The 18,609-nt window shown below is 67.3% G+C and carries 25 protein-coding genes; 17 read left to right on the top strand and 8 right to left on the bottom strand.

The genetic code is table 11. The features are described from left to right. Together V3B64_RS08635 and V3B64_RS08640 are read right to left on the bottom strand one after the other, a co-directional pair. Positions 1 to 188 (bottom strand): hypothetical protein (locus V3B64_RS08635; protein WP_329913954.1); only part of this gene is annotated, 188 nt, incomplete at its 3' end. 44 nt (positions 189 to 232) lie between these two features. Beyond that, on the bottom strand, positions 233 to 679 hold the full coding sequence (locus V3B64_RS08640; RefSeq protein ID WP_149909378.1) for a copper chaperone PCu(A)C: 447 nt from the start codon (positions 677 to 679) through the stop codon (positions 233 to 235). 34 nt (positions 680 to 713) lie between these two features. On the opposite strand from V3B64_RS08640, the gene V3B64_RS08645 reads away from it, so the two are divergent. The 4 genes from V3B64_RS08645 to V3B64_RS08660 all read left to right on the top strand — a co-directional run bounded on the left by V3B64_RS08645 (position 714) and on the right by V3B64_RS08660 (position 4,562). Next, positions 714 to 1,490: an enoyl-CoA hydratase/isomerase family protein gene (locus V3B64_RS08645; protein ID WP_032127589.1), complete on the top strand. Its 777-nt coding sequence runs from the start codon at positions 714 to 716 to the stop codon at positions 1,488 to 1,490. 222 nt (positions 1,491 to 1,712) lie between these two features. Beyond that, positions 1,713 to 2,621, top strand: coding sequence for an acyl-CoA thioesterase II (gene tesB / locus V3B64_RS08650; RefSeq protein WP_008265305.1), 909 nt, complete (start codon positions 1,713 to 1,715; stop codon positions 2,619 to 2,621). A gap of 4 nt (positions 2,622 to 2,625) precedes the next feature. Then, complete coding sequence (locus V3B64_RS08655) at positions 2,626 to 3,135, top strand: pathogenicity-like protein (protein ID WP_285302739.1); 510 nt, start codon at positions 2,626 to 2,628, stop codon at positions 3,133 to 3,135. 209 nt (positions 3,136 to 3,344) lie between these two features. Then, a complete protein-coding gene (locus V3B64_RS08660) occupies positions 3,345 to 4,562 on the top strand; it encodes a sigma-70 family RNA polymerase sigma factor (RefSeq protein ID WP_049398908.1) in 1,218 nt (405 codons plus the stop codon). A 51-nt stretch (positions 4,563 to 4,613) separates the two neighbouring features. On the opposite strand, the gene V3B64_RS08665 is transcribed toward V3B64_RS08660, so the two are convergent. After that, positions 4,614 to 5,177: an EF-hand domain-containing protein gene (locus tag V3B64_RS08665; protein ID WP_329913955.1), complete on the bottom strand. Its 564-nt coding sequence runs from the start codon at positions 5,175 to 5,177 to the stop codon at positions 4,614 to 4,616. 156 nt (positions 5,178 to 5,333) lie between these two features. Between V3B64_RS08665 and V3B64_RS08670 the strand changes: the two genes are divergently transcribed. Both V3B64_RS08670 and V3B64_RS08675 read left to right on the top strand, forming a co-directional pair. Beyond that, complete coding sequence (locus V3B64_RS08670) at positions 5,334 to 6,089, top strand: arginyltransferase (protein ID WP_012510405.1); 756 nt, start codon at positions 5,334 to 5,336, stop codon at positions 6,087 to 6,089. A gap of 38 nt (positions 6,090 to 6,127) precedes the next feature. After that, positions 6,128 to 7,327 carry an endonuclease/exonuclease/phosphatase family protein gene (locus V3B64_RS08675; protein WP_329913956.1) on the top strand — a complete coding sequence of 400 codons (1,200 nt, stop codon included), beginning with the start codon at positions 6,128 to 6,130 and terminating at the stop codon, positions 7,325 to 7,327. A 71-nt stretch (positions 7,328 to 7,398) separates the two neighbouring features. Here the strand turns inward: V3B64_RS08675 and purT are convergent, their stop codons facing one another. After that, positions 7,399 to 8,586, bottom strand: coding sequence for a formate-dependent phosphoribosylglycinamide formyltransferase (gene purT / locus V3B64_RS08680; protein ID WP_285302741.1), 1,188 nt, complete (start codon positions 8,584 to 8,586; stop codon positions 7,399 to 7,401). A 137-nt stretch (positions 8,587 to 8,723) separates the two neighbouring features. On the opposite strand from purT, the gene V3B64_RS08685 reads away from it, so the two are divergent. Genes V3B64_RS08685 through V3B64_RS08710 form a run of 6 tightly spaced genes read left to right on the top strand, consistent with a single transcriptional unit; the run spans position 8,724 to position 11,746 of the window. Next, on the top strand, positions 8,724 to 9,605 hold the full coding sequence (locus V3B64_RS08685; RefSeq protein WP_107433609.1) for an SPFH domain-containing protein: 882 nt from the start codon (positions 8,724 to 8,726) through the stop codon (positions 9,603 to 9,605). Positions 9,606 to 9,650: 45 nt separating this feature from the next. Next, positions 9,651 to 9,830 (top strand): hypothetical protein, encoded by a 180-nt coding sequence (locus V3B64_RS08690; protein ID WP_004148134.1) that lies wholly within the window; start codon positions 9,651 to 9,653, stop codon positions 9,828 to 9,830. Further along, positions 9,827 to 10,006 carry a DUF4177 domain-containing protein gene (locus V3B64_RS08695; RefSeq protein WP_329913957.1) on the top strand — a complete coding sequence of 60 codons (180 nt, stop codon included), beginning with the start codon at positions 9,827 to 9,829 and terminating at the stop codon, positions 10,004 to 10,006. Before V3B64_RS08690 ends, V3B64_RS08695 begins: the two co-directional genes overlap by 4 nt. Before the next feature lie 3 nt (positions 10,007 to 10,009). Next, a complete protein-coding gene (locus tag V3B64_RS08700; protein WP_329913958.1) occupies positions 10,010 to 10,603 on the top strand; it encodes a PH domain-containing protein in 594 nt (197 codons plus the stop codon). 9 nt (positions 10,604 to 10,612) lie between these two features. After that, positions 10,613 to 11,422: a M15 family metallopeptidase gene (locus V3B64_RS08705; protein ID WP_032127600.1), complete on the top strand. Its 810-nt coding sequence runs from the start codon at positions 10,613 to 10,615 to the stop codon at positions 11,420 to 11,422. Between the two features lie 30 nt (positions 11,423 to 11,452). Continuing rightward, positions 11,453 to 11,746: a hypothetical protein gene (locus tag V3B64_RS08710; RefSeq protein ID WP_032127601.1), complete on the top strand. Its 294-nt coding sequence runs from the start codon at positions 11,453 to 11,455 to the stop codon at positions 11,744 to 11,746. Between the two features lie 57 nt (positions 11,747 to 11,803). Here the strand turns inward: V3B64_RS08710 and V3B64_RS08715 are convergent, their stop codons facing one another. The 4 genes from V3B64_RS08715 to V3B64_RS08730 all read right to left on the bottom strand — a co-directional run bounded on the left by V3B64_RS08715 (position 11,804) and on the right by V3B64_RS08730 (position 15,430). Beyond that, positions 11,804 to 12,175: a DUF423 domain-containing protein gene (locus V3B64_RS08715; RefSeq protein WP_049443743.1), complete on the bottom strand. Its 372-nt coding sequence runs from the start codon at positions 12,173 to 12,175 to the stop codon at positions 11,804 to 11,806. A 103-nt stretch (positions 12,176 to 12,278) separates the two neighbouring features. Next, positions 12,279 to 13,352: an SRPBCC family protein gene (locus V3B64_RS08720; RefSeq protein ID WP_032127602.1), complete on the bottom strand. Its 1,074-nt coding sequence runs from the start codon at positions 13,350 to 13,352 to the stop codon at positions 12,279 to 12,281. 234 nt (positions 13,353 to 13,586) lie between these two features. Further along, positions 13,587 to 14,228, bottom strand: a complete 642-nt coding sequence (locus tag V3B64_RS08725; protein WP_006424175.1) for a response regulator transcription factor — start codon at positions 14,226 to 14,228, stop codon at positions 13,587 to 13,589. Beyond that, positions 14,228 to 15,430, bottom strand: coding sequence for a sensor histidine kinase (locus V3B64_RS08730; protein ID WP_032127603.1), 1,203 nt, complete (start codon positions 15,428 to 15,430; stop codon positions 14,228 to 14,230). Before V3B64_RS08730 ends, V3B64_RS08725 begins: the two co-directional genes overlap by 1 nt. A 153-nt stretch (positions 15,431 to 15,583) precedes the next feature. Here V3B64_RS08730 and V3B64_RS08735 point away from each other — a divergent pair, with 153 nt between their 5' ends. The 5 genes from V3B64_RS08735 to V3B64_RS08755 are packed head-to-tail and all read left to right on the top strand — an operon-like array spanning position 15,584 to position 18,608. Beyond that, positions 15,584 to 16,180: a GNAT family N-acetyltransferase gene (locus V3B64_RS08735; protein ID WP_032127604.1), complete on the top strand. Its 597-nt coding sequence runs from the start codon at positions 15,584 to 15,586 to the stop codon at positions 16,178 to 16,180. Continuing rightward, positions 16,126 to 16,974, top strand: a complete 849-nt coding sequence (gene minC / locus V3B64_RS08740; protein WP_050509775.1) for a septum site-determining protein MinC — start codon at positions 16,126 to 16,128, stop codon at positions 16,972 to 16,974. The genes V3B64_RS08735 and minC overlap by 55 nt, the downstream gene beginning before the upstream one ends. Positions 16,975 to 17,009: 35 nt before the next feature. Next, positions 17,010 to 17,819: a septum site-determining protein MinD gene (gene minD, locus V3B64_RS08745; protein ID WP_010483375.1), complete on the top strand. Its 810-nt coding sequence runs from the start codon at positions 17,010 to 17,012 to the stop codon at positions 17,817 to 17,819. Positions 17,820 to 17,821: 2 nt separating this feature from the next. Then, entirely contained in the window at positions 17,822 to 18,082 is a 261-nt protein-coding gene (minE, locus tag V3B64_RS08750; RefSeq protein ID WP_004148073.1) for a cell division topological specificity factor MinE, read from the top strand. A 46-nt stretch (positions 18,083 to 18,128) separates the two neighbouring features. After that, complete coding sequence (locus V3B64_RS08755) at positions 18,129 to 18,608, top strand: hypothetical protein (RefSeq protein WP_049422782.1); 480 nt, start codon at positions 18,129 to 18,131, stop codon at positions 18,606 to 18,608. Position 18,609 lies beyond the last annotated feature (1 nt).

Below are 18,609 nucleotides of genomic sequence, written 5' to 3' on the forward strand. Positions count from 1 at the left end.
TAGTGCCGGCCGCTGGCCGGCATTTCGCGTCCTGCCGGCCAGCGGCCGGCACTACCGGATGTTCCGTTCGCGCCCAGCGTCCTCAACGCTACGGAAGCCATCCCAATCGTCGCTTCATCCGTAGAGTCGAGCTTGCTCGACTGCTGCAGGCCGGGGCCGTCGAGCAAGCTCGACGCTACGACGGCCATCCCAACCCCTTGCGTCAGCAGCAGCGTGCCGTTTCCCCGCGCGCTTACGGCGCGGCCTTGCGCACCACCAACGTCGCGCTCGCTTCGCCACCGCCTTCCAGCTGCAGCCGCAACGGCAGCGCCTGCCCTTCCTTCAACGCGCCCTTGCCCTGCATCAGCATCAGGTGCAGGCCACCGGGCTTGAGCTCGGCGCGTGCGCCCGGCGCCAGCGGCAGACGCTCGATCGCGCGCATCCGGCTGACCCCATCCGTGATCGTGGTTTCGTGCAGCGACACATCATTGAAGCTGCTGCTGGTCGCGCCAGTGATCGCCACCGCCTTGCTGCAGCCGTTGTGGATCACGCCGTAGCCGGCGGTCATCGGCATCGCCGGATTCGGTGGCAACCGCGCCCAGCCCTGCTCCACCGTGACGCAGTCCGGTTCCGCCGCCGACGCCGATGCTGCGGCCGCACACAGAACCAACAGTACGCCAACGAATGGTTTGGTTATCATCGCCCAGGTTCCTTCTTCGCAACGAGACCGCAGCATGACGACGCTCATCGAGGTGATCAACCATGGCCCCATCCGCGAACTGCGCCTGGCGCGGCCGCCGGTCAACGCACTGGACACCGAACTGTGCCGGCAGTTGATCCATGCCATCGAGCTGGCCATGGCCGAAGACGCGCACGGCATCGTGCTGTCGGGCAGCGAGCGCATCTTCACCGGCGGTATGGACGTGCCGCACCTGCTCTCGCATGGTGATGACAAGCACAAGTTGTTGGACACCTGGAACGCCTTCTTTGGCGCCGTGCGCACGCTGGCCGAGAGCCGGATCCCGGTGGTCGCGGCGATCACCGGCCACGCACCGGCGGGCGGCTGCGTGCTGGCCCTGTGCTGCGACTACCGGGTGATGGCGCGCAGCGCCGATCCGTCGCGGCCGTATGCCATCGGCCTGAACGAAGTGCAGGTGGGCCTGATCGCGCCGGAGGGCATCCAGCGCCTGCTGCGCCGCGCGGTGGGCGTACACCGCGCCGGCGTCCTGCTGACCACCGGCTCGCTGGTGCCGGCCGAACAGGCGCTGCAGATCGGCCTGGTCGACGAACTGGCCGAAGGCGACCTGGTGGTGGCGCGCGCCATCGCCTGGCTGCAGAACCTGCTCAAGCAGCCGCGCCAGCCGATGCTGCTGACCCGCGCCATTGCCCGTGCCGACCTGCACGAAGCCCTGCACCCGGACCTGATCCAGCTCGACCGCTTCGTCGAGGCCTGGTTCGCCCCGGATGCGCAGAATGCCCTGCAGGCGCTGGTCGCCCGGCTGGGCAAGTAACCGGTAGTGGCGGGGGGGGGGGGGGCCCCCCCCCGGGCGCCCGGGGGGGCGACTGGGTGGGGGCCGCGGGCGGCGCCCCAGCAGGGGCGGGGGGCGCGGGCCCCCACCCGGGCGGGGCCCCGCGTCCCGCGGGGGGGGGCCCCCCCCCCCCCCCGGCACTACCAATGATGGACTGGCCTGCAACGGTATAATCGGGGCCTCTTCATTGCTGTGGCCGCCCCCTTGAACGACACGCCCGAACCCGTCGTCTCCGAGCTGATCGACCTGCTCACCCTGGAGCGGCTGGAGGACAACCTGTTCCGCGGGCAGAGCCGCGACATCGGCACCAAGTACGTGTTCGGCGGCCAGGTGCTGGGCCAGGCGCTGGCTGCGGCGCAGGCCACGGTCGACAACGGGCGCCACGTGCACTCGCTGCACGCCTACTTCCTGCGCGCCGGCAACATCGACCACCCCATCGTCTACGACGTGGACCGTACCCGCGACGGCGGCAGTTTCTCGGTGCGCCGCGTCACTGCGATCCAGCACGGCAAGGTGATCTTCTTCTGCGCGGCCTCGTTCCAGCAGGCCGAGACCGGCGCCGAGCACCAGCACAAGATGCCCGAAGTGCCGCAGCCGGAAGACATCGAACCGAACCGTCCGCTGCCGGCCGAAGTGCTGGAGCGGCTGCCAATCAAGGTGCAGCGCTGGCTGTCACGCGGCGGCCCGTTCGAGTTCCGTCACGTCTACCCGCGTGACGAACTCAACCCGCCCAAGCGCCCGCCCTACCACCAGGTGTGGCTGCGCCTGAGCGAGCCGGTCGGCGATGCCCCGGAGCTGCACCAGGCACTGCTGGCCTATGCCTCCGACTTCCACCTGCTGGGCACCGCCACGTTCCCGCACGGCATCAGCTACTACCACCCGCACGTGCAGATGGCCTCGCTCGACCACGCGATCTGGTTCCACCGGCCGTTCCGTGCCGACGACTGGCTGCTGTACTCGCTGGACAGCCCCAGCGCGCAGGATTCGCGCGGTCTGGCCCGCGGCCAGTTCTTCACCCGCAATGGCGTGCTGGTGGCCAGCACCGCGCAGGAAGGCCTGATCCGCGTGGTTCCCGACCAGGCCGCGGCCGCCGCCGTGCCGGCCAAGGACTGATCCGATGCGCCAGATCTTCAGCAGCCAGCGTGTGGAAACCGTTGAAGGCGTCGCCGAGCTCCTGCGCGGGCATGGCATCGACGTCAAGGTGACCAATGGGCGCTCGTACAAGACCCGTCGCCGCGGCCAGTTCAGCTATACCGACCTGGGCAACGCCAACGCCTACCCAGCGGTGTGGATCGTGCGCGCCGACGACCAGCCGCGCGCGCGTGAAATCCTGCGCGAGGCGCGGCTGCTCGACACCACCCGCCGCGACCATCCGACCGCCGAATTCGCCTTCCGCGACACCGCAGAGACGACCGGCGGCGGCCGTGGCTGGGCCTGGCGCATCCGCATCGCCCTGCTGGTGGTGATCGCCGGCGTGGCGCTGGTGATCGGCCTGCGCCATCGTGGCGCCCCGGCGCCGGTCGCACCGGCCCCTGCCCCGCAGACCCAACCGCAGCAGGCGCAACCGGCCCCGCAGGCCGCACCGGAAGAGGAAGAAGTCCGGGTTCGCATCCAGCCCTCGAAGTGACGCACGGGTAGTGCCGGGCGCTGGCCGGCAGCCGAAAAAGGGGACGGAGGGGATTAAGTCGTTTGTGGCACAAACGACTTAATCCCCTCCGTCCCCTTTTTTTTGTCATGAGGTTGCCGGCCAGCGGCCGGCACTACCGTGCAGAAGACCGGTCACATTCGGCGCGCGGCTCCGTCTTGGGACACAATCCCAGCAGGAGAGCCGCCGCCATGACGACGTTCGCCGCATCGATCGACCAGACCCTGGAACGCGAACTGCCTGCCGCTGCCAGCGGTTGCCAGCACGCCTATGGCCGCATCGTGCTGGCCTGCCAGAACACGGTTACCGCTATCGCCCTGGCCATCACCCGCGACCGCCAGGCCAGCGAGGACATCGCCCAAGAAGCCTTCGTGAAGGGCTGGCAGCAGCTGCATCAGCTGCGCAGTTCGACCAGCTTCCTGCCCTGGCTGCGGCAGATCACCCGCAACCTGGCCCGCGACTGGCTGCGCGCGCAGCGCGGCCGGCCGCTGACCGGCGAGGCCGCCGAGGTGGCGATGGGCATGGCGGCCGACCCGGCCCCGGGCGCGGCCGACCGGCTGCAACGGGTGGAAGAGGAAATCGCCGCCGAGGACATCATTTCCGCGTTGCCGGCCGACAGCCGCGAAGTACTGTTGCTGTACTACCGCGAAGGCCAGCGCTCGCAGCAGGTGGCCGACCTGCTTGGGCTCAGTGACGCCGCCGTGCGCAAGCGCCTGTCGCGTGCCCGCGCTCTGGTGCGCGACGGCCTGCTGCAACGCTTCGGCGAGTTCGCGCGCAGCAGCGCACCCAGTGCCGCGTTCGCTACGGCGGTGGTTTCGATGGTACTGGTGGCTGCGCCCGGCACGGCCAGTGCTGCGGTGCTGCTCGGCACCGGTGTCGGCATCGGCGGCAGCAAGCTTGGCCTCGGCGGTGCCAGCGCTGCGGGCGGCACCGCGATGGGCTCGCTGACTGCCACGCTGGGCCAGCTGCACGTGCTGCCGGCCGAAAGCTGGGGGGCGGTGATCGGCGGTGTGGTCGGTGGAGCGATCGGCAGCTATCTGGGCGGACGCTTCCTGATGTCGTACACCGAAACGGCGTCCGAGCGCCGCGACGTGCGCCGGTTCCTCTATCTCAACATCATCACCGGCATGTTCTGGTGCCTGGCGATCCTGCTGGCAGTCATGCTCCAGGCGCCGGTCTGGGCGCAGCTGACGGTGCTGGCGGTAGGCCTGGGCGTGGTCAACTACCAGTGCCTGGTGCCGCTGCAGCGGGTGATGGCACCGATGATCGCGCGCGATTCGGCCCGCCGCGGACGAACCGGCATCAACTGGAAGTTCGAATCGATGTACGGCCGCACCGGCATCATCGCGATGAACCTGATGGTCATCGCGCTGGTGGTGTACTCACTGATGCGCAGCGGCCGCCTGTAACGGACAACGCCGGCAGTGCGCCGGCGTTGTCGTCATTCACTGCGTTGAACCTCAGCGCTGCGGCTTCGGCGCCGCGCTGTCACGCGGACCGCCATGGCGCGGGCCGCCGTGCATCGGGCCCTTGGCGGCGTCGAATTCGGCCTTGCTCAGCTGGCCGTCCTTGTTGGTGTCGGCGGCAGCGAACCAGGCGTCACGGCGCTGCTTCATGCGCAGCTCGCGGTCGGCCTTGTCCAGGTAACCGTCCTTGTTGAGGTCGAGCTCGTCGAAGCGCGCGGCCAGGCGCGGATCGGCCTTGGCTTCCTCGCGGCTGATGCGGCCGTCCTTGTTGAGGTCCAGCTTGGCCCAGCGCTCACCGCCGTGGCCACCACGGCGACCGTGCTGCCAGCGCGGCAGCTCATCGCGCGAGAGCTTGCCGTCCTTGTTCTTGTCCAGCTCGTCGAACTTCGCGGCCAGGCGCGGGTTGGCAGCGGCTTCGCTGCGGTCGATGACGCCGTCGCCGTTGGTGTCCAGCTTGGCCGGGCGCTGCGCCGGCGCAGTCGGGGCATCGGCGGCCAGCGCGATACCGGTAGCGGAAGTGCCGAGCAGCAGGGCCAGCAGCAGGGGGGTACGGATCATGGGGTCACTCCTGGGGATGGGGATTGCGTCGGGGTGATCACTTCACCCTCGGTAGACAACAACGCCCGGGCGCGACATCGGTTGACGCCGCTGCCGGTTCCATTCATCCGGCGGACAGTCGCCGCCACTGCGACAGGCTGGGGCTATGCTGTGCCCATGGCGATACACGGCGACAGAGACGACGAACTGCGGCTTTTCCAGACCGGCGAGCACCCCTGCGGGTACTGGTCGGACCGGGTGGCGCGCGACCTGGTGCTGGACCCGCACGATCGCCGCCTTGGCGGCCTGTACCCGCTGGCATTGAGCTGGGGCTTCCGCCGCAGCGGCGACCTGGTCTACCGCCCGCACTGCGCACACTGCCAGGCCTGCGTGGCGGTGCGTATTCCGGTGGCCCGCTTCGCCCCGGACCGCAGCCAGCGCCGCTGTGCCGCCCGCAATGAAGACCTGGAAGTACGCATCACCGCGGCCACCGCCCGCGACGACCTGTTCGCGCTGTATCACCGCTACCTCACCCATCGCCACGCCAATGGCGGCATGGATGACCACGGCCCACACGAGTTCGAGCAGTTCCTGATCGGCAGCTGGTCACACACCCGCTTCATGGAGATGCGCCTGCCCGGCCACGATGGCCAGCCCAGCCAGCTGCTGGGGGTGGCGGTGACCGACGTCACCGAGCATGGCCTGTCGGCGGTCTACACCTTCTTCGACCCGGACCATGCCGCGCGTGGGCTGGGCACCTTCGCGATCCTGCAGCAGATCGAATGGGCCCGCCGCGAGGGCCTGCCGCACGTATACCTGGGCTACTGGATCCGCGGGCATCAGAAGATGGACTACAAACGGCGCTATCGACCGCTGGAAGCCTACGACGGCCGCCGCTGGCACGATTTCGACGACGAACTGGACGGACGCTGACAAACCACTGACACCGGGCCGGGTGCACAATACGGCGCATGAACCTCCGACCCCAGATCCTGGCCCTGCTCTGCGGCGCCACCGCCCCCGCCTTCGCCACGTCCCCTGCGATGACCGAAAAGCCGTCCGCTGCGCTGCGCCTGGCCACCTACAACACCTCGCTGTACTCCGATGAGACCGGTGGCCTGATCAAGGAGCTGGAAGGCGACAGCGAGCACGCGCGCAAGATCGCCGCGGTGCTGCAGCAGGCACGCCCGGACCTGGTGCTGCTGAACGAATTCGATTTCGACGACGCCCACCGCGCCGCCGACCTGTTCCAGAAACGCTACCTGGAAGTGGCCCAGCCCGGCGGCGGCAAGCCGCTGCACTTCGCCTACCGCTACCTGGCCCCGGTCAACACCGGCGTGCCCAGCGGCCTGGACCTGGACAACAACGGCGTGGTCGGCGGCGAAGGCCGCAGCCGCGGCAACGATGCCTGGGGCTACGGCCTGCACCCGGGCCAGTACGGCATGCTGGTGCTGTCGCGCTACCCGATCGATGAAGCCAAGGTGCGCAGCTTCCAGCTGCTGAAGTGGAGCGCGATGCCGGGCGCGATCCGTCCGGTCGACCCGCGCACCGGCAAGAGCTTCTACAACGACCATGTGTGGTCGCAGCTGCGGCTGTCGTCGAAGTCACATTGGGACGTGCCGGTGAAGACCCCGGCCGGCGTGGTCCACGCTCTGGTCTCGCACCCGACCCCGCCAGTGTTCGATGGCCCGGAAAAGCGCAACGCCGCGCGCAACCACGACGAACTGCGCCTGTGGCAGGAATACCTGTCCAAGGGTGACAAGCCGTGGCTGTGCGACGACAAGGGCCAGTGCGGTGGCCTGGCGCAGGACGCGCGCTTCGTGATCCTTGGCGACCTCAACAACGACCCGATCGATGGTGATGGCCGCCATGAGGCGATCGTCGAACTGATCGAGAACGCCCGCGTGTTGCGCTACCCCACCCCGCGCAGCGTTGGTGGCGAGCAGACCAGCCTGGCCTATGCGGCCAAGGGCATCGAGCGCAAGGGCGCACCGTTCCATGCCACCGGCGATTTCGGCCCGAAGTCCGGCACCATGCGCCTGGACTACGTGCTGCCCTCGACCGGTTTCGAGTACATCGGCAGCGGCGTGTTCTGGCCGGCCAATGAAAGCCCGGAAGCGAAGATCGCCGACGGCAGCGACCACCACCTGGTGTGGGTGGATGTGAAATAACAAAAAGGGGACGGAGGGGATTAAGTCGTTTGTGCCACAAACGACTTAATCCCCTCCGTCCCCTTTTTGCTTTACGGGCGCAGTTCGACGCCGATGGCGTCGGCGGCATCACGCGCGATGGCGCGCGCTTCGTCGATGGTTTCCGCGCGCGCCAGGGTCACGCCCACGCGGCGATGGCCGTGCACGCTCGGCTTGCCGAACAGGCGCACGGCGGTGTCCGGCACCTGCAGTGCGGCGGCGACGTTGTTGAAGTACGGCACGCCCTCACCGTGTGCCAGCAGCGCACACGAGGCAGACGGCCCGCTCTGGCGGATCACCGGGATCGGCAGGCCAAGGATGGCGCGCGCGTGCAGCGCGAACTCGCTCAGCTCCTGCGAGACCAGCGTCACCAGGCCGGTGTCGTGCGGGCGCGGCGACACTTCGCTGAACCACACCTCGTCGCCCTTCACGAACAGCTCGACACCGAACAGGCCCCAGCCACCGAGGTCATCGGTGATCGCGCGCGAAATCTCTTCGGCACGCGCCAGCGCCCTGCTCGACATCGGCTGCGGCTGCCAGCTCTCGCGGTAGTCGCCGTCCTTCTGCAGATGGCCGATCGGCGCGCAGAACGAGGTGCCGCCGGCATGGCGCACGGTCAACAGGGTGATCTCGTAGTCGAAATCGATGAAACCTTCGACGATGCAGCGGCCGGCACCGGCACGGCCACCGGTCTGCGCGTAGTCCCAGGCCGGGGCGATGTCCGCCTCGCTGCGCAGCGTGCTCTGGCCCTTGCCCGAGGACGACATCACCGGCTTGACCACGCACGGCAGGCCGATGGCGGCCACGGCGGCGCGGTACTCGGCTTCGGTATCGACGAAGCGGTAGGGCGAGGTCGGCAGGCCCAGGGTCTCGGCGGCCAGGCGGCGGATGCCCTCGCGGTCCATGGTCAGGCGGGCGGCGCGCGCGGTCGGGATCACCCGCAGGCCCTGCTCCTGCTCCAGCTGGACCAGGGTCTCGGTATGAATGGCCTCGATCTCCGGCACCACCAGGTGCGGCTGCTCCTGGGCGATCAGGGCACGCAGGGCCATCGCATCGAGCATGTCGATCACGTGCGAGCGGTGCGCGACCTGCATGGCCGGGGCATCGGCATAGCGGTCGGCGGCGATCACTTCCACGCCCAGCCGCTGCAGCTCGATGGCCACCTCCTTGCCGAGTTCGCCCGAACCCAGCAGCAGCACGCGGGTGGCGGAGGGGGACAACGGAGTTCCAAGCTTGGCCATGGCGGTTCCAGCAGCGATGTGAAGGCGGGTGGGCATTCTAGCTGGCCGACCGTCCCGGCCACGGCATCCGACGAACGGTAGTCGACAAGTGATATCACTTTGATATCTTCATTCCGAATCCTCAAGGACGTACCGCCATGAAAGAGAAGTCGCTGTCTTCGCTCAACGGCCTCGGCACGCTGGCCGGCGCCCTGCTTGTCGCCCTCGCCGGCGGCGCCCTGTTCGTACTGGGCGCAGCAGCCAAGGCCAGCACCGGTTCCCCCAACCTGCTGCTGATGGTGGCCGGCATCCTGGTGGCGGCGCTGGCGATCTTCGCCCTGGCCGGCCTGTACACCGTCCAGCCCAACCAGGCGGCGGTGCTGAGCCTGTTCGGCAAATACGTGGGCACCGTGAAGGACAACGGCCTGCGCTGGAACAACCCCTTCTACGCCAAGCGCCGGGTCAGCCAGCGCGTGCGCAACTTCGAGAGCGGCAAGCTGAAGGTCAACGAGCTGGACGGCAGCCCGATCGAGATCGCCGCGGTCATCGTCTGGCAGGTGGTCGATGCCTCCGAGGCGGTCTACAACGTGGACGACTACGAGAGCTTCGTGCACATCCAGTCCGAATCGGCACTGCGCGCGATGGCCACCAGCTACCCCTACGACCAGCATGAGGATGGCCAGCTGGCACTGCGCAGTCATGCCAGCGAGATTTCCCAGCACCTGAAGAACGAACTGGCCGAGCGCCTGGCCGACGCCGGCGTGCAGGTCATCGACGCACGCATCAGCCACCTCGCCTACGCTGCCGAAATCGCCCAGGCGATGCTGCAGCGGCAGCAGGCCAACGCGGTGATCGCCGCACGCACGCGCATCGTTGCCGGTGCGGTCGGCATGGTCGAGATGGCCCTGGCCGAACTGCAGAAGAACGGCGTGGTGCAGCTGGACGAGGAACGCAAGGCGCACATGGTCAGCAACCTGCTGACCGTGCTGTGCTCGGACCGCGGCACCCAGCCGATCGTCAATGCAGGCTCGCTGTATTGAGCCACACTCGCAACGGGGCGCCCCACCGCCCCGCCAGGAGCCCCCATGAGTGAGAAGAAAGCCTATCCGCTGCGCATCAATGCCGAGGTCCTGGCCGCGGCGCAGCGCTGGGCTGATGACGAACTGCGCAGCCTCAACGCGCAGATCGAATACGTGCTGCGCGACGCGCTGCGCAAGGCAGGACGCCTGCCCAAACCCAAGGCATCGCCGGAGGACAAGGAATGAGCAAGCGCTGGAGCTACCAGACGATCGAGGTCAAGACCTCCATGATGGGCGCACTCAAGGCCGAGGATGTCCAGGCCGAGCTGAGCCGGCAGGGCCAGCTGGGCTGGGAGCTGGTCAACATCATCATCCCGGCGCCGATGCGCCCGGCGATGCTGGTGTTCAAGAAGGAGGCCTGAACCATGGGCGGCAGTGACCCGAAACCCTTTGACATGGCCGAGAGTTCGCCGCTGCGCGTGCTGTGGATCGTGCTGCCGCTGCTGGCTGCCTTCGTGGCCTGCCTGTATGCGCAGCTGTACAAGGCACCGGCGAACGCACCCTGGATCGAAGTAACGCTGTCGCCGCCCTGGTTCCGGATGGGCGGCAGTGCGGCATGGAGCCTGATCGTCATCGCTGTACTCGCTGTCGGGCTGGGGGCCGCCTTCTTCCGCCGCCGCGTGGAGCTGGCCGGCAACGTGCTGGACGTGCGCTCGACGATGTACCGGCGGCGCGTGCCGGTGGCGCAGCTGCGGCTGGACCAGGCCGAGGTGGTCGACCTGCAGCGTGACCGCCGCTATGGCATCCGTGTCAAAACCAATGGCTATTCAATGCCGGGCTTCTACTCGGGCCACTTCCGCCTGCAGGGTGGCGGCAAGGGCTTCGCGCTGGTCACCGACCGTGCGCGTGTCCTCGCCCTGCCGGTCAGTGATGGCAGCACGCTGCTGCTCAGCGTGGACCGGCCGCAGGCGCTGCTCGATGCGCTGCGCAAGGTGGCCGCGTCGGCACCACGGCAGTAAGCTGAGACGATGCAACGACGCCCGCCCCTGCTGATCAATACCGAGGCCATCGAGCTGTGGCCCGCCCACCTGTTGCGCGCACGCAGCAACCTGGATGCACGCCTGCTGTCGCAGGCGCAGTGGGTGCTGCGGCGCAAGCGTGATGGCCGCTATCTGGCGGCGGTACTGCCGCACGGCGTGCATTCGATGGTGCCGCGCCTGCCGCGCGAGCCCGGGGTCGAGGATGCACTGGCGCTGCTGGACACCGCGGCTGCACGGCCCTTCGGCGCCGGACTGGAAGATCAGTGGCTGCCGCTGGCCGGGTTGCAGCAGCGCCTGCAGCAGCTTGGCCTGGACCCGCAGCGCTACGCCGACGACAGCGGCCTGCCGCTGGAACCCGAACCCTGCCTGCTGCATTTTGCCGGCCGCGATCGCTTCGCCCGCCCGCTATGGCTGCGCCGTGGCGCCGCGCAGGGCTGGCGACGGATGCGACTGCATGCGGCACAGGATGGCATTGCGCTGGACGCCATCTCCGGCTTCCGCAGCCATGCCTACCAGTTGGGCATCTTCGAACGGAAGCTGGCGCGCGGCCTGAGCGTGGCGGAGATCCTGAAGGTCAATGCCGCCCCGGGTTTCAGCGAACACCACAGCGGCCACGCGCTGGACATCGGCACACCGGGCGACGCCCCGGCCGAAGAATCGTTCGAAGCCACCGACGCGTTTGCGTGGCTGCAGGCGAATGCCGGTGGGCATGGCTTCCAGCTGAGCTACCCGCGCGACAACCCGCATGGGATCGTCTACGAACCTTGGCACTGGTGCTGGAGACCGGCCAACGGCTGAGCCCCTCGTGGCGGCTGCACTGCGAACTTCATGGAGCTGTCCGGGCGGATTCCGCGTGTGCCCGCCACGAAATGGGACAAGAAGGCAAAGGCAAAGCTCGAAGCCCCTGTAACGGATCAGCGCGCAGCTGTTGGGTCCGCCTTCAAGCGAGCCGAGCACCGCAGGTCCGACGAGGGCGAAGAGGTGCGGGTGTCTGAGCGCAGCGAGTTCCCGCACCGTCCCTCGACGGGCCGAGGAGCACAGGGGACCGGTGCGCAGCACCGGCTCGCGGCCGGCGGCGCGTTTCTTTTGGTTACTTTTCTTTTCGCGCGAAAAGAAAAGTAACGCCCATGAACCCTTAGGATCGCATCGGCATGGATCGAAGCGACAGCCCTGCGACCGTCACCGCCTCAACGCATTGATCGCCAGCAGCACCCATCCAGCCATCATGCTGGTGCCACCGATCGGTGCCATCCGCGTCGGCCACTGCCACAACGCACCGCCCACCAGGCTGCCGGAAAACAGCAGCACGCCCAGCAGCAGCACGTACAACGCCAGGTGCGCGATCGCGCCATGCGCGCGCGGCCCGAGCGCCACCAGTACCGCGCCATGCGCGAACGCATAGAGCGCCGCCATGTTCAGATGCTGCTGCGCCAGCGGGTCGGCTACACCGTGCGAAGCATAGGCCGACAGGCCGATAGAGGCGGCGGCCAGCAGCGCCCCCAGGCAGGCCAGCAGTGATGGCTTACGTGCGCGACGTTCGAGATTGAACATGTGGGCTCCTTGCGCAGCGCCCTTGCCGGGCGCCAGATGAAAAAAAACGCGCCGCAATGAGCGGCGCGTTTTCGTGTCCAACACTACATGGGTCAGCCGAGGCTTACTTGACGGCCCAGTAGATGTCGTAGGTCGCTTCCGGGGTGAACGACTTGTCCAGACCGTCCTTCCAGGTTTCGTACGGGCGATCGACCACTTCCGAACCGTTGGTCACAGCCCAGGCACGCAGGCCGTTGCGGGCCACGTCCAGACCCGCCATGTGGCCGGTGTAGGCGGCATGCGCCGAACGGTGCGGGGCCACGTGCACGTACTTGACCGGAGCGCCGCCGTCGATCTTGACGGTCAGCTCTTCAGCGGTGGCACCTTCAGCACCCTTCTTCTTCACCGGCTGGGCGATGTCGAAGGCGTACTTCTCCTGACCGAAATCGGTGGTGATGATGCGGAACGGACCGGCGGCTTCAAGGCCATTGGCCTCCATCACGCGCTTGATCCACTCCTGGTTGTCCTTGATGGACTTGGTGATCGTGTCCTGACCGCGGTCCACGTTACCGGCGTTGACGACCAGCAGGTCTTCAGCCGGCACATTGACGATGGCCAGATCGGTCAGCGGGGCTTCCGGGGTGCGGTAGTCCACGTTCGGGACGCTGGCCAGCATGTTGGCCATACGCGACAGACCCATCTTGATGTCGTCGCCGATCTGGCGGCTGACATACAGGCCGGCATAACGGCCGAACAGGTCGAAGCCGTACTTCACCGAGTAGTCCTGGGTGATCTTGACGTTGCGGCCACCCTTGCCGGTCGGCTCCAGCGTGAAGGTGGTGATCTTGTCGTGACCCTTGGTGGCGTCATCGATGGCGATCGCAACACGCTTGTTCTCTTCGGCTTCGGTGATCTTCCAGGAACCGGTGCCCAGGTCCTTGGAGGTGAAGTCGAGGGTGGCACCGACGCCGGAGGCCGGGCCGGACAGCTTCAGTTCAACGGCGGGATCGCGCAGTACCAGCGGGTTCCAGTCCTTGAAGCGGCGCAGGCTGCTGACCGTGTCGTACACGATCGTCATCTTGCGGTTGGTCTCGATGCTTTCGGTGATGTGACGCTCGCCCGGCAGACATACGCCAATGATGACGAACAGGCCAGCCACGATCCCCAAGGCGATCAGGAACTCGATAATACGGGTCATTCAGAGAGTCTCCGGGGCCGATCCCACGGCCGGGTTGATTGAAGCGAAGCGCCAATCCTAGCAGGCTTCGCGGGCATTGTTTATCGGGATTGGCGCACCGGTTTCCCTGCCGGCTGCGTATTTGTATGGACAAAGAATTCGAAGGGTACCGCATACCGATACCCGTGAAGTAGGGGGCAACCCCACCCGAGGGCCATGACTGGACCTCAAGTCATTGTCCTGAAAAGGTTTTCCTCAGACCAGCTGGAGTTCGAACGCCTTCAGTACGGCGCGCGTACGGTCGCGCACGCCCAGCTTGGACAGGATGTTGGACACGTGGTTCTTGATGGTGCCTTCGGCCACACCCAGCGAGTTGGCGATCTCCTTGTTGGAGAAGCCACTGGCCATCAGGCGCAGGATCTCGGTCTCGCGGTCGGTCAACGGGTCCGGGCGGTCCAGGCTGACGAACTCGTTGCGCATGTGCTCCAGGCCGGACAGCAGGCGCTGGGTCACGGCCGGCTGCACCAGCGAACCGCCGTCGGCCACGGTGCGGATGGCACCGACCAGCTGCGCCAGGGTCACGTCCTTGAGCAGGTAGCCCTTGGCTCCGGCCTTGAGCCCGGCCAGCACCAGCTGGTCGTCGTCGAAGGTGGTGAGGATGATGGTCGGCGGCAGCTGCTCCTGGCGCGACAGCACCTGCAGCGCCTCCAGCCCGGACATCACCGGCATGCGCATGTCCATCAGCACCACGTCGGGGCGCACCTGCGGTATCAGTTCGACCGCCTGCCGGCCATCGCCGGCCTCGGCCACCACCTCGATACCGTCGTCGAGCGCCAGCAGGGAGCGGATTCCCTGCCGCACCAGGGTTTGGTCGTCGACCAGGCAGACGCGAATCATCAACGCACTCCTTCAGGAACCTTGGTAAGGGCGGCCACCAGCACCGTTGCCGGCACCGTCGCCCGCAGCCGGAAGCCTTCACCGGGAAGGGTTTCGACCTGCAGCTGGCCACCACATTGTTGCAGGCGCTCGCGCATGCCGCGCAAGCCATTGCCCACATTGACCATATCCGCGCCGACGCCGTCGTCGCGGGCCTCCACCACCACCCGGTCAGGGGCTTCACGGTACACCTTGATCCACAGGTGGCGGGCGCCGGCATGGCGCACCGCGTTGGTGATGATCTCCTGGGTACAGCGCAGCAGCACGTGGGCCCGCTGCGGGTCCTCCACGTTCAGCGGATCCTCGATCTCCAGCTGGATGTCCAGCGAGGGCACGTTCTCGGTGAGCGGGCGCAGCGCCGCCGCCAGATCGATGGCGCCGGTCTCGCGCAGCTGGCTGACCACCTCACGCACGTTGCCCAGCAGCAGCTTGGCCAAGGCATGCGAGCGCTTCACATGGTCCAGCGCCTGGCCCTCGGCCAGGTGACCGGCCACTTCGAGGTTCAGGGTCAGTGCGGTCAGCTGATGCCCCAGAAGATCGTGCAGCTCACGCGAAATGCGGGTTCGCTCGTTGACGCGGGCGCTTTCGGCCAGCAGGGCACGAGTGGCACGCAGCTCCGAATTGAGCCTGCGCTGCTCGTCGCGGGCCTGGGTCTGCTGTCTCGCGACAAGGCTGGTCACGAAGATGAACATGGAAAAGCCGCCATACAGCAGCGATTGCATCACGGCTTCGAACAGCGGGAAGTTCAGCAGTATGTAATAGACCGGGGCCACCGCCAGCTGGCTGACCAGCAGCCACAGCACGCACAGGCGCGCCGACAGCATCCACGGAATGACGCCGGCAGCCACCATCATCAGGATGCTGCCCAGGCCCGAACCACTGAGGAAACTGACGCCCAGCGCCGAAACCGTCAGCAGCAGCAGCAGGCCGCGGTCCAGCCAGGTGGTGTGACTGTCGCTGTCACTGCGCAGGAGGCGGGTCAGCCAGTAGTACGCGGCGCCGAAGGACAGGTAGGCGACGAACAACAGGATCGCCCAGCTGCCCATATCGCTGCGGCTGTGCAGGTTCTCGAATTGCGAGTACGCCAGTGGCAGGCCGACCATGACCCAGGTAAACAGGCCGGCCAGACGGAGGACGCGGGTATGGCTGAGGACTCCCAACATGCCAGCACTCTACGGGCCCGGCCCGCGTCGCGCACTCCCACGGAAGTCATGCATCCGAGGTCCCCTGTTCATGCCGCAGCCCACCCCGGGCATGCAATAATCGTGCGCAGGGTCCAATTTGACGGACCAACCGCGTTACCCCACGGAGTCACAATGTCGATTGTCATCCGCGACGTGCGCGAGCACGAGCTCGATTCCGTCCTGGCTTTGAACAACAACGCTGGCCTGGCCATCCTTCCCCTGGATGCGGCCCGCCTGCGCCTGTTCTACGAAACCGCTGAGTATTTCCGCGTCGCCGAGCGCGACGGCAACCTGGCCGGCTTCCTGATCGGCTTCGGCAGCGACAGCCAGCACGACAGCAGCAACTTCGCCTGGTTCAAGCAGCAGCTGGACACCCCGTTCTTCTATATCGACCGCATCGTGGTCGCCAGCCGCCGTCGTGGCGGTGGCGTCGGCCGTGCGTTCTATGCCGACGCGCAGAGCTTTGCCGAGCTGCGCTACCCGCAGATGACCTGCGAAGTCTTCCTCGACCATGGCGCCGATGCCGCCCTGCTCTTCCACGGCAGCTTCGGCTTCCGCGAGCTGGGCCAGAACACCATGCCGCAGGTCGACGTGCGCGCCAGCATGCTGGCCAAGGAACTGTGCAGCTACCCGTGGGTCCAGGAGACCTACGGCGGCAAGCTGCCGGATGTGGCATGGACACGTGCCCGGCATCTGCCGGCGCAGGCACAGCGGCCGACGGGGACCTGAGCGTGGCGGTGAATTTCGATTACGAACAGGCCGGTGAACTGAAGATCGGCCAGGTGGGCATCGCCAACCTGCGCATCCGTACCCTTGATGTCGAACGCCTCGTGCAGGAAATGCGCGAACGCGTCACCCGTGCGCCGAAACTGTTCGGCCGCGCCGCGGTGATCCTCGACTTCGGCGGCCTGAGTCAGGTGCCGGACGTGGCCACCGCGCAGGCGCTGGTCGATGGCCTGCGCAGTGCCGGCGTGCTGCCGGTGGCGCTGGCCTATGGCACCAGCGCGGTCGACCTGCTCTCGCAGCAGCTCGGGCTGCCACTGCTGGCCAAGTTCCGCGCCCAGTACGAGCGTGCCGAGGCCGAGCCGGCCCCGCCGCCGCCGCCCGCGCCGGAACCGCGTCGCGCAGCCCGTGCCGAACCGAAGCCGGCACCGGCCACACCGGTGGCCAAGGTTGCCGACGCCGCCGCACCGCAGCCGGGCCGCATGCAGCTGGGCAACGTGCGTTCGGGCCAGCAGCTGTACGCTGAAAACTGCGACCTGACCGTGATGGCCACCGTCGGCGCCGGCGCCGAGGTCATCGCCGATGGCAGCATCCACATCTACGGCACCCTGCGCGGCCGCGCGCTGGCAGGGGCACAGGGCAACACCGCGGCACGCATCTTCTGCCGTGATTTCCATGCGGAACTGGTCGCCATTGCAGGCCACTACAAGGTACTGGACGATGTCCCGGACTCCCTGCGCGGCAAGGCCGTGCAGGTGTGGCTGGAACAGGACCAGATCAAGATCGCTGCGCTGGACTGACGCAGCACCCAAACAGAATCATCAGGAGAAGTCCTTTGGCTGAAATCATCGTAGTCACCTCCGGCAAGGGCGGCGTCGGCAAGACCACTTCCAGCGCGAGCCTGGCCTGCGGCCTGGCACGGCGCGGCAAGAAGGTGGCGGTGATCGACTTCGACGTCGGCCTGCGCAACCTCGACCTGATCATGGGCTGCGAACGCCGCGTGGTGTACGACTTCGTCAACGTCGTGCACGGCGAAGCGACCCTCAAGCAGGCCCTGATCAAGGACAAGCGCTTCGAGAACCTGTACGTGCTGGCCGCCTCGCAGACCCGCGACAAGGACGCACTGACCCAGGAAGGCGTGGGCAAGGTCCTGAAGGACCTGGCCGCCGACGGCTTCGACTACATCATCTGCGACTCCCCGGCCGGCATCGAGAAGGGCGCCTTCCTGGCGATGTACTTCGCCGACCGTGCGGTGGTGGTGGTGAACCCGGAAGTGTCGTCGGTGCGCGACTCGGACCGCATCATCGGCCTGCTCGACTCGAAGACCCACAAGGCCGAGTCCGGCCAGGACGTGCCGGCCTTCCTGCTGCTGACCCGCTACACCCCGCTGCGCGTGGAAAGCGGCGAGATGCTCAGCATCGCCGACGTCGAGGAAGTGCTCGGCCTGAAGGCGATCGGCGTGATCCCCGAGTCGGGTGACGTGCTCAACGCCTCCAACAAGGGCGAGCCGGTCATCCTGGATGTCGAGTCCGCAGCCGGCCAGGCCTACGACGACGCCGTCGCGCGCATCCTCGGCGAAGAACGCCCGATGCGCTTCACCAACGTCGAGAAGAAGGGCTTCTTCAGCAAGCTGTTCGGAGGGTAAGCATGGGCCTGTTTGATTTCCTCAAAGCGAAGAAGACCACCGCCGAAACCGCCAAGAACCGCCTGCAGATCATCATCGCGCAGGAGCGCAGCAACCGCGGCGGCCCCGATTACCTGCCGCTGCTGCAGCGCGAGCTGCTGGAAGTGATCAAGAAGTACGTGAACATCGACGTCGATGCAGTGAAGGTCGACCTGGTGAAGGATGGCCAGCACGATGTGCTGGACATCTCCGTGGCGCTGCCTGAAGGCCCGGACAAACCCTGAAGCTCTGCCCCGCCCGTGCCTGCACGGGCGGGGCTGCCTGACCCGCATGACCGATACGACAACCGCCGTGGACATCACCTGCGTGGGCGACATCGCCTTCGCTGATGCGCAGTGCCTGCTCGCCGCGCATGGCCTGCAGCTGCACCACGTCGCGGCCGGTGAACCGATTCCCGGCAGCTACTGGGGCGAGCCCGAGGCCGGCATCATCGCCAGCAACGTGTACGTGCGCGATGACACGCCCGTGCACTCGATGCTGCACGAAGCCTGCCATCTGATCGTGCTGCCGCCGGAGCGGCGTGCGCAGGTGCATACCGACGCCACCGACTCGGTGGCCGAGGAAGATGCCACCTGCTACCTGCAGATCGTGCTGGCCGGGCAGCTGCCTGGCGTTGGCAGTGCGCGGTTGATGGCCGACATGGATGCCTGGGGGTATACGTATCGGCTGGGGTCGACACAGGCGTGGTTCGAGCAGGACGCCGAAGACGCGAAGGCGTGGTTGATCGAACGCGGATTGCCAGTGGCGTAAC

Origin of the sequence: Stenotrophomonas sp. SMYL86 (assembly GCF_036320025.1) — a bacterium.
Taxonomy (GTDB): domain Bacteria; phylum Pseudomonadota; class Gammaproteobacteria; order Xanthomonadales; family Xanthomonadaceae; genus Stenotrophomonas; species Stenotrophomonas maltophilia_A.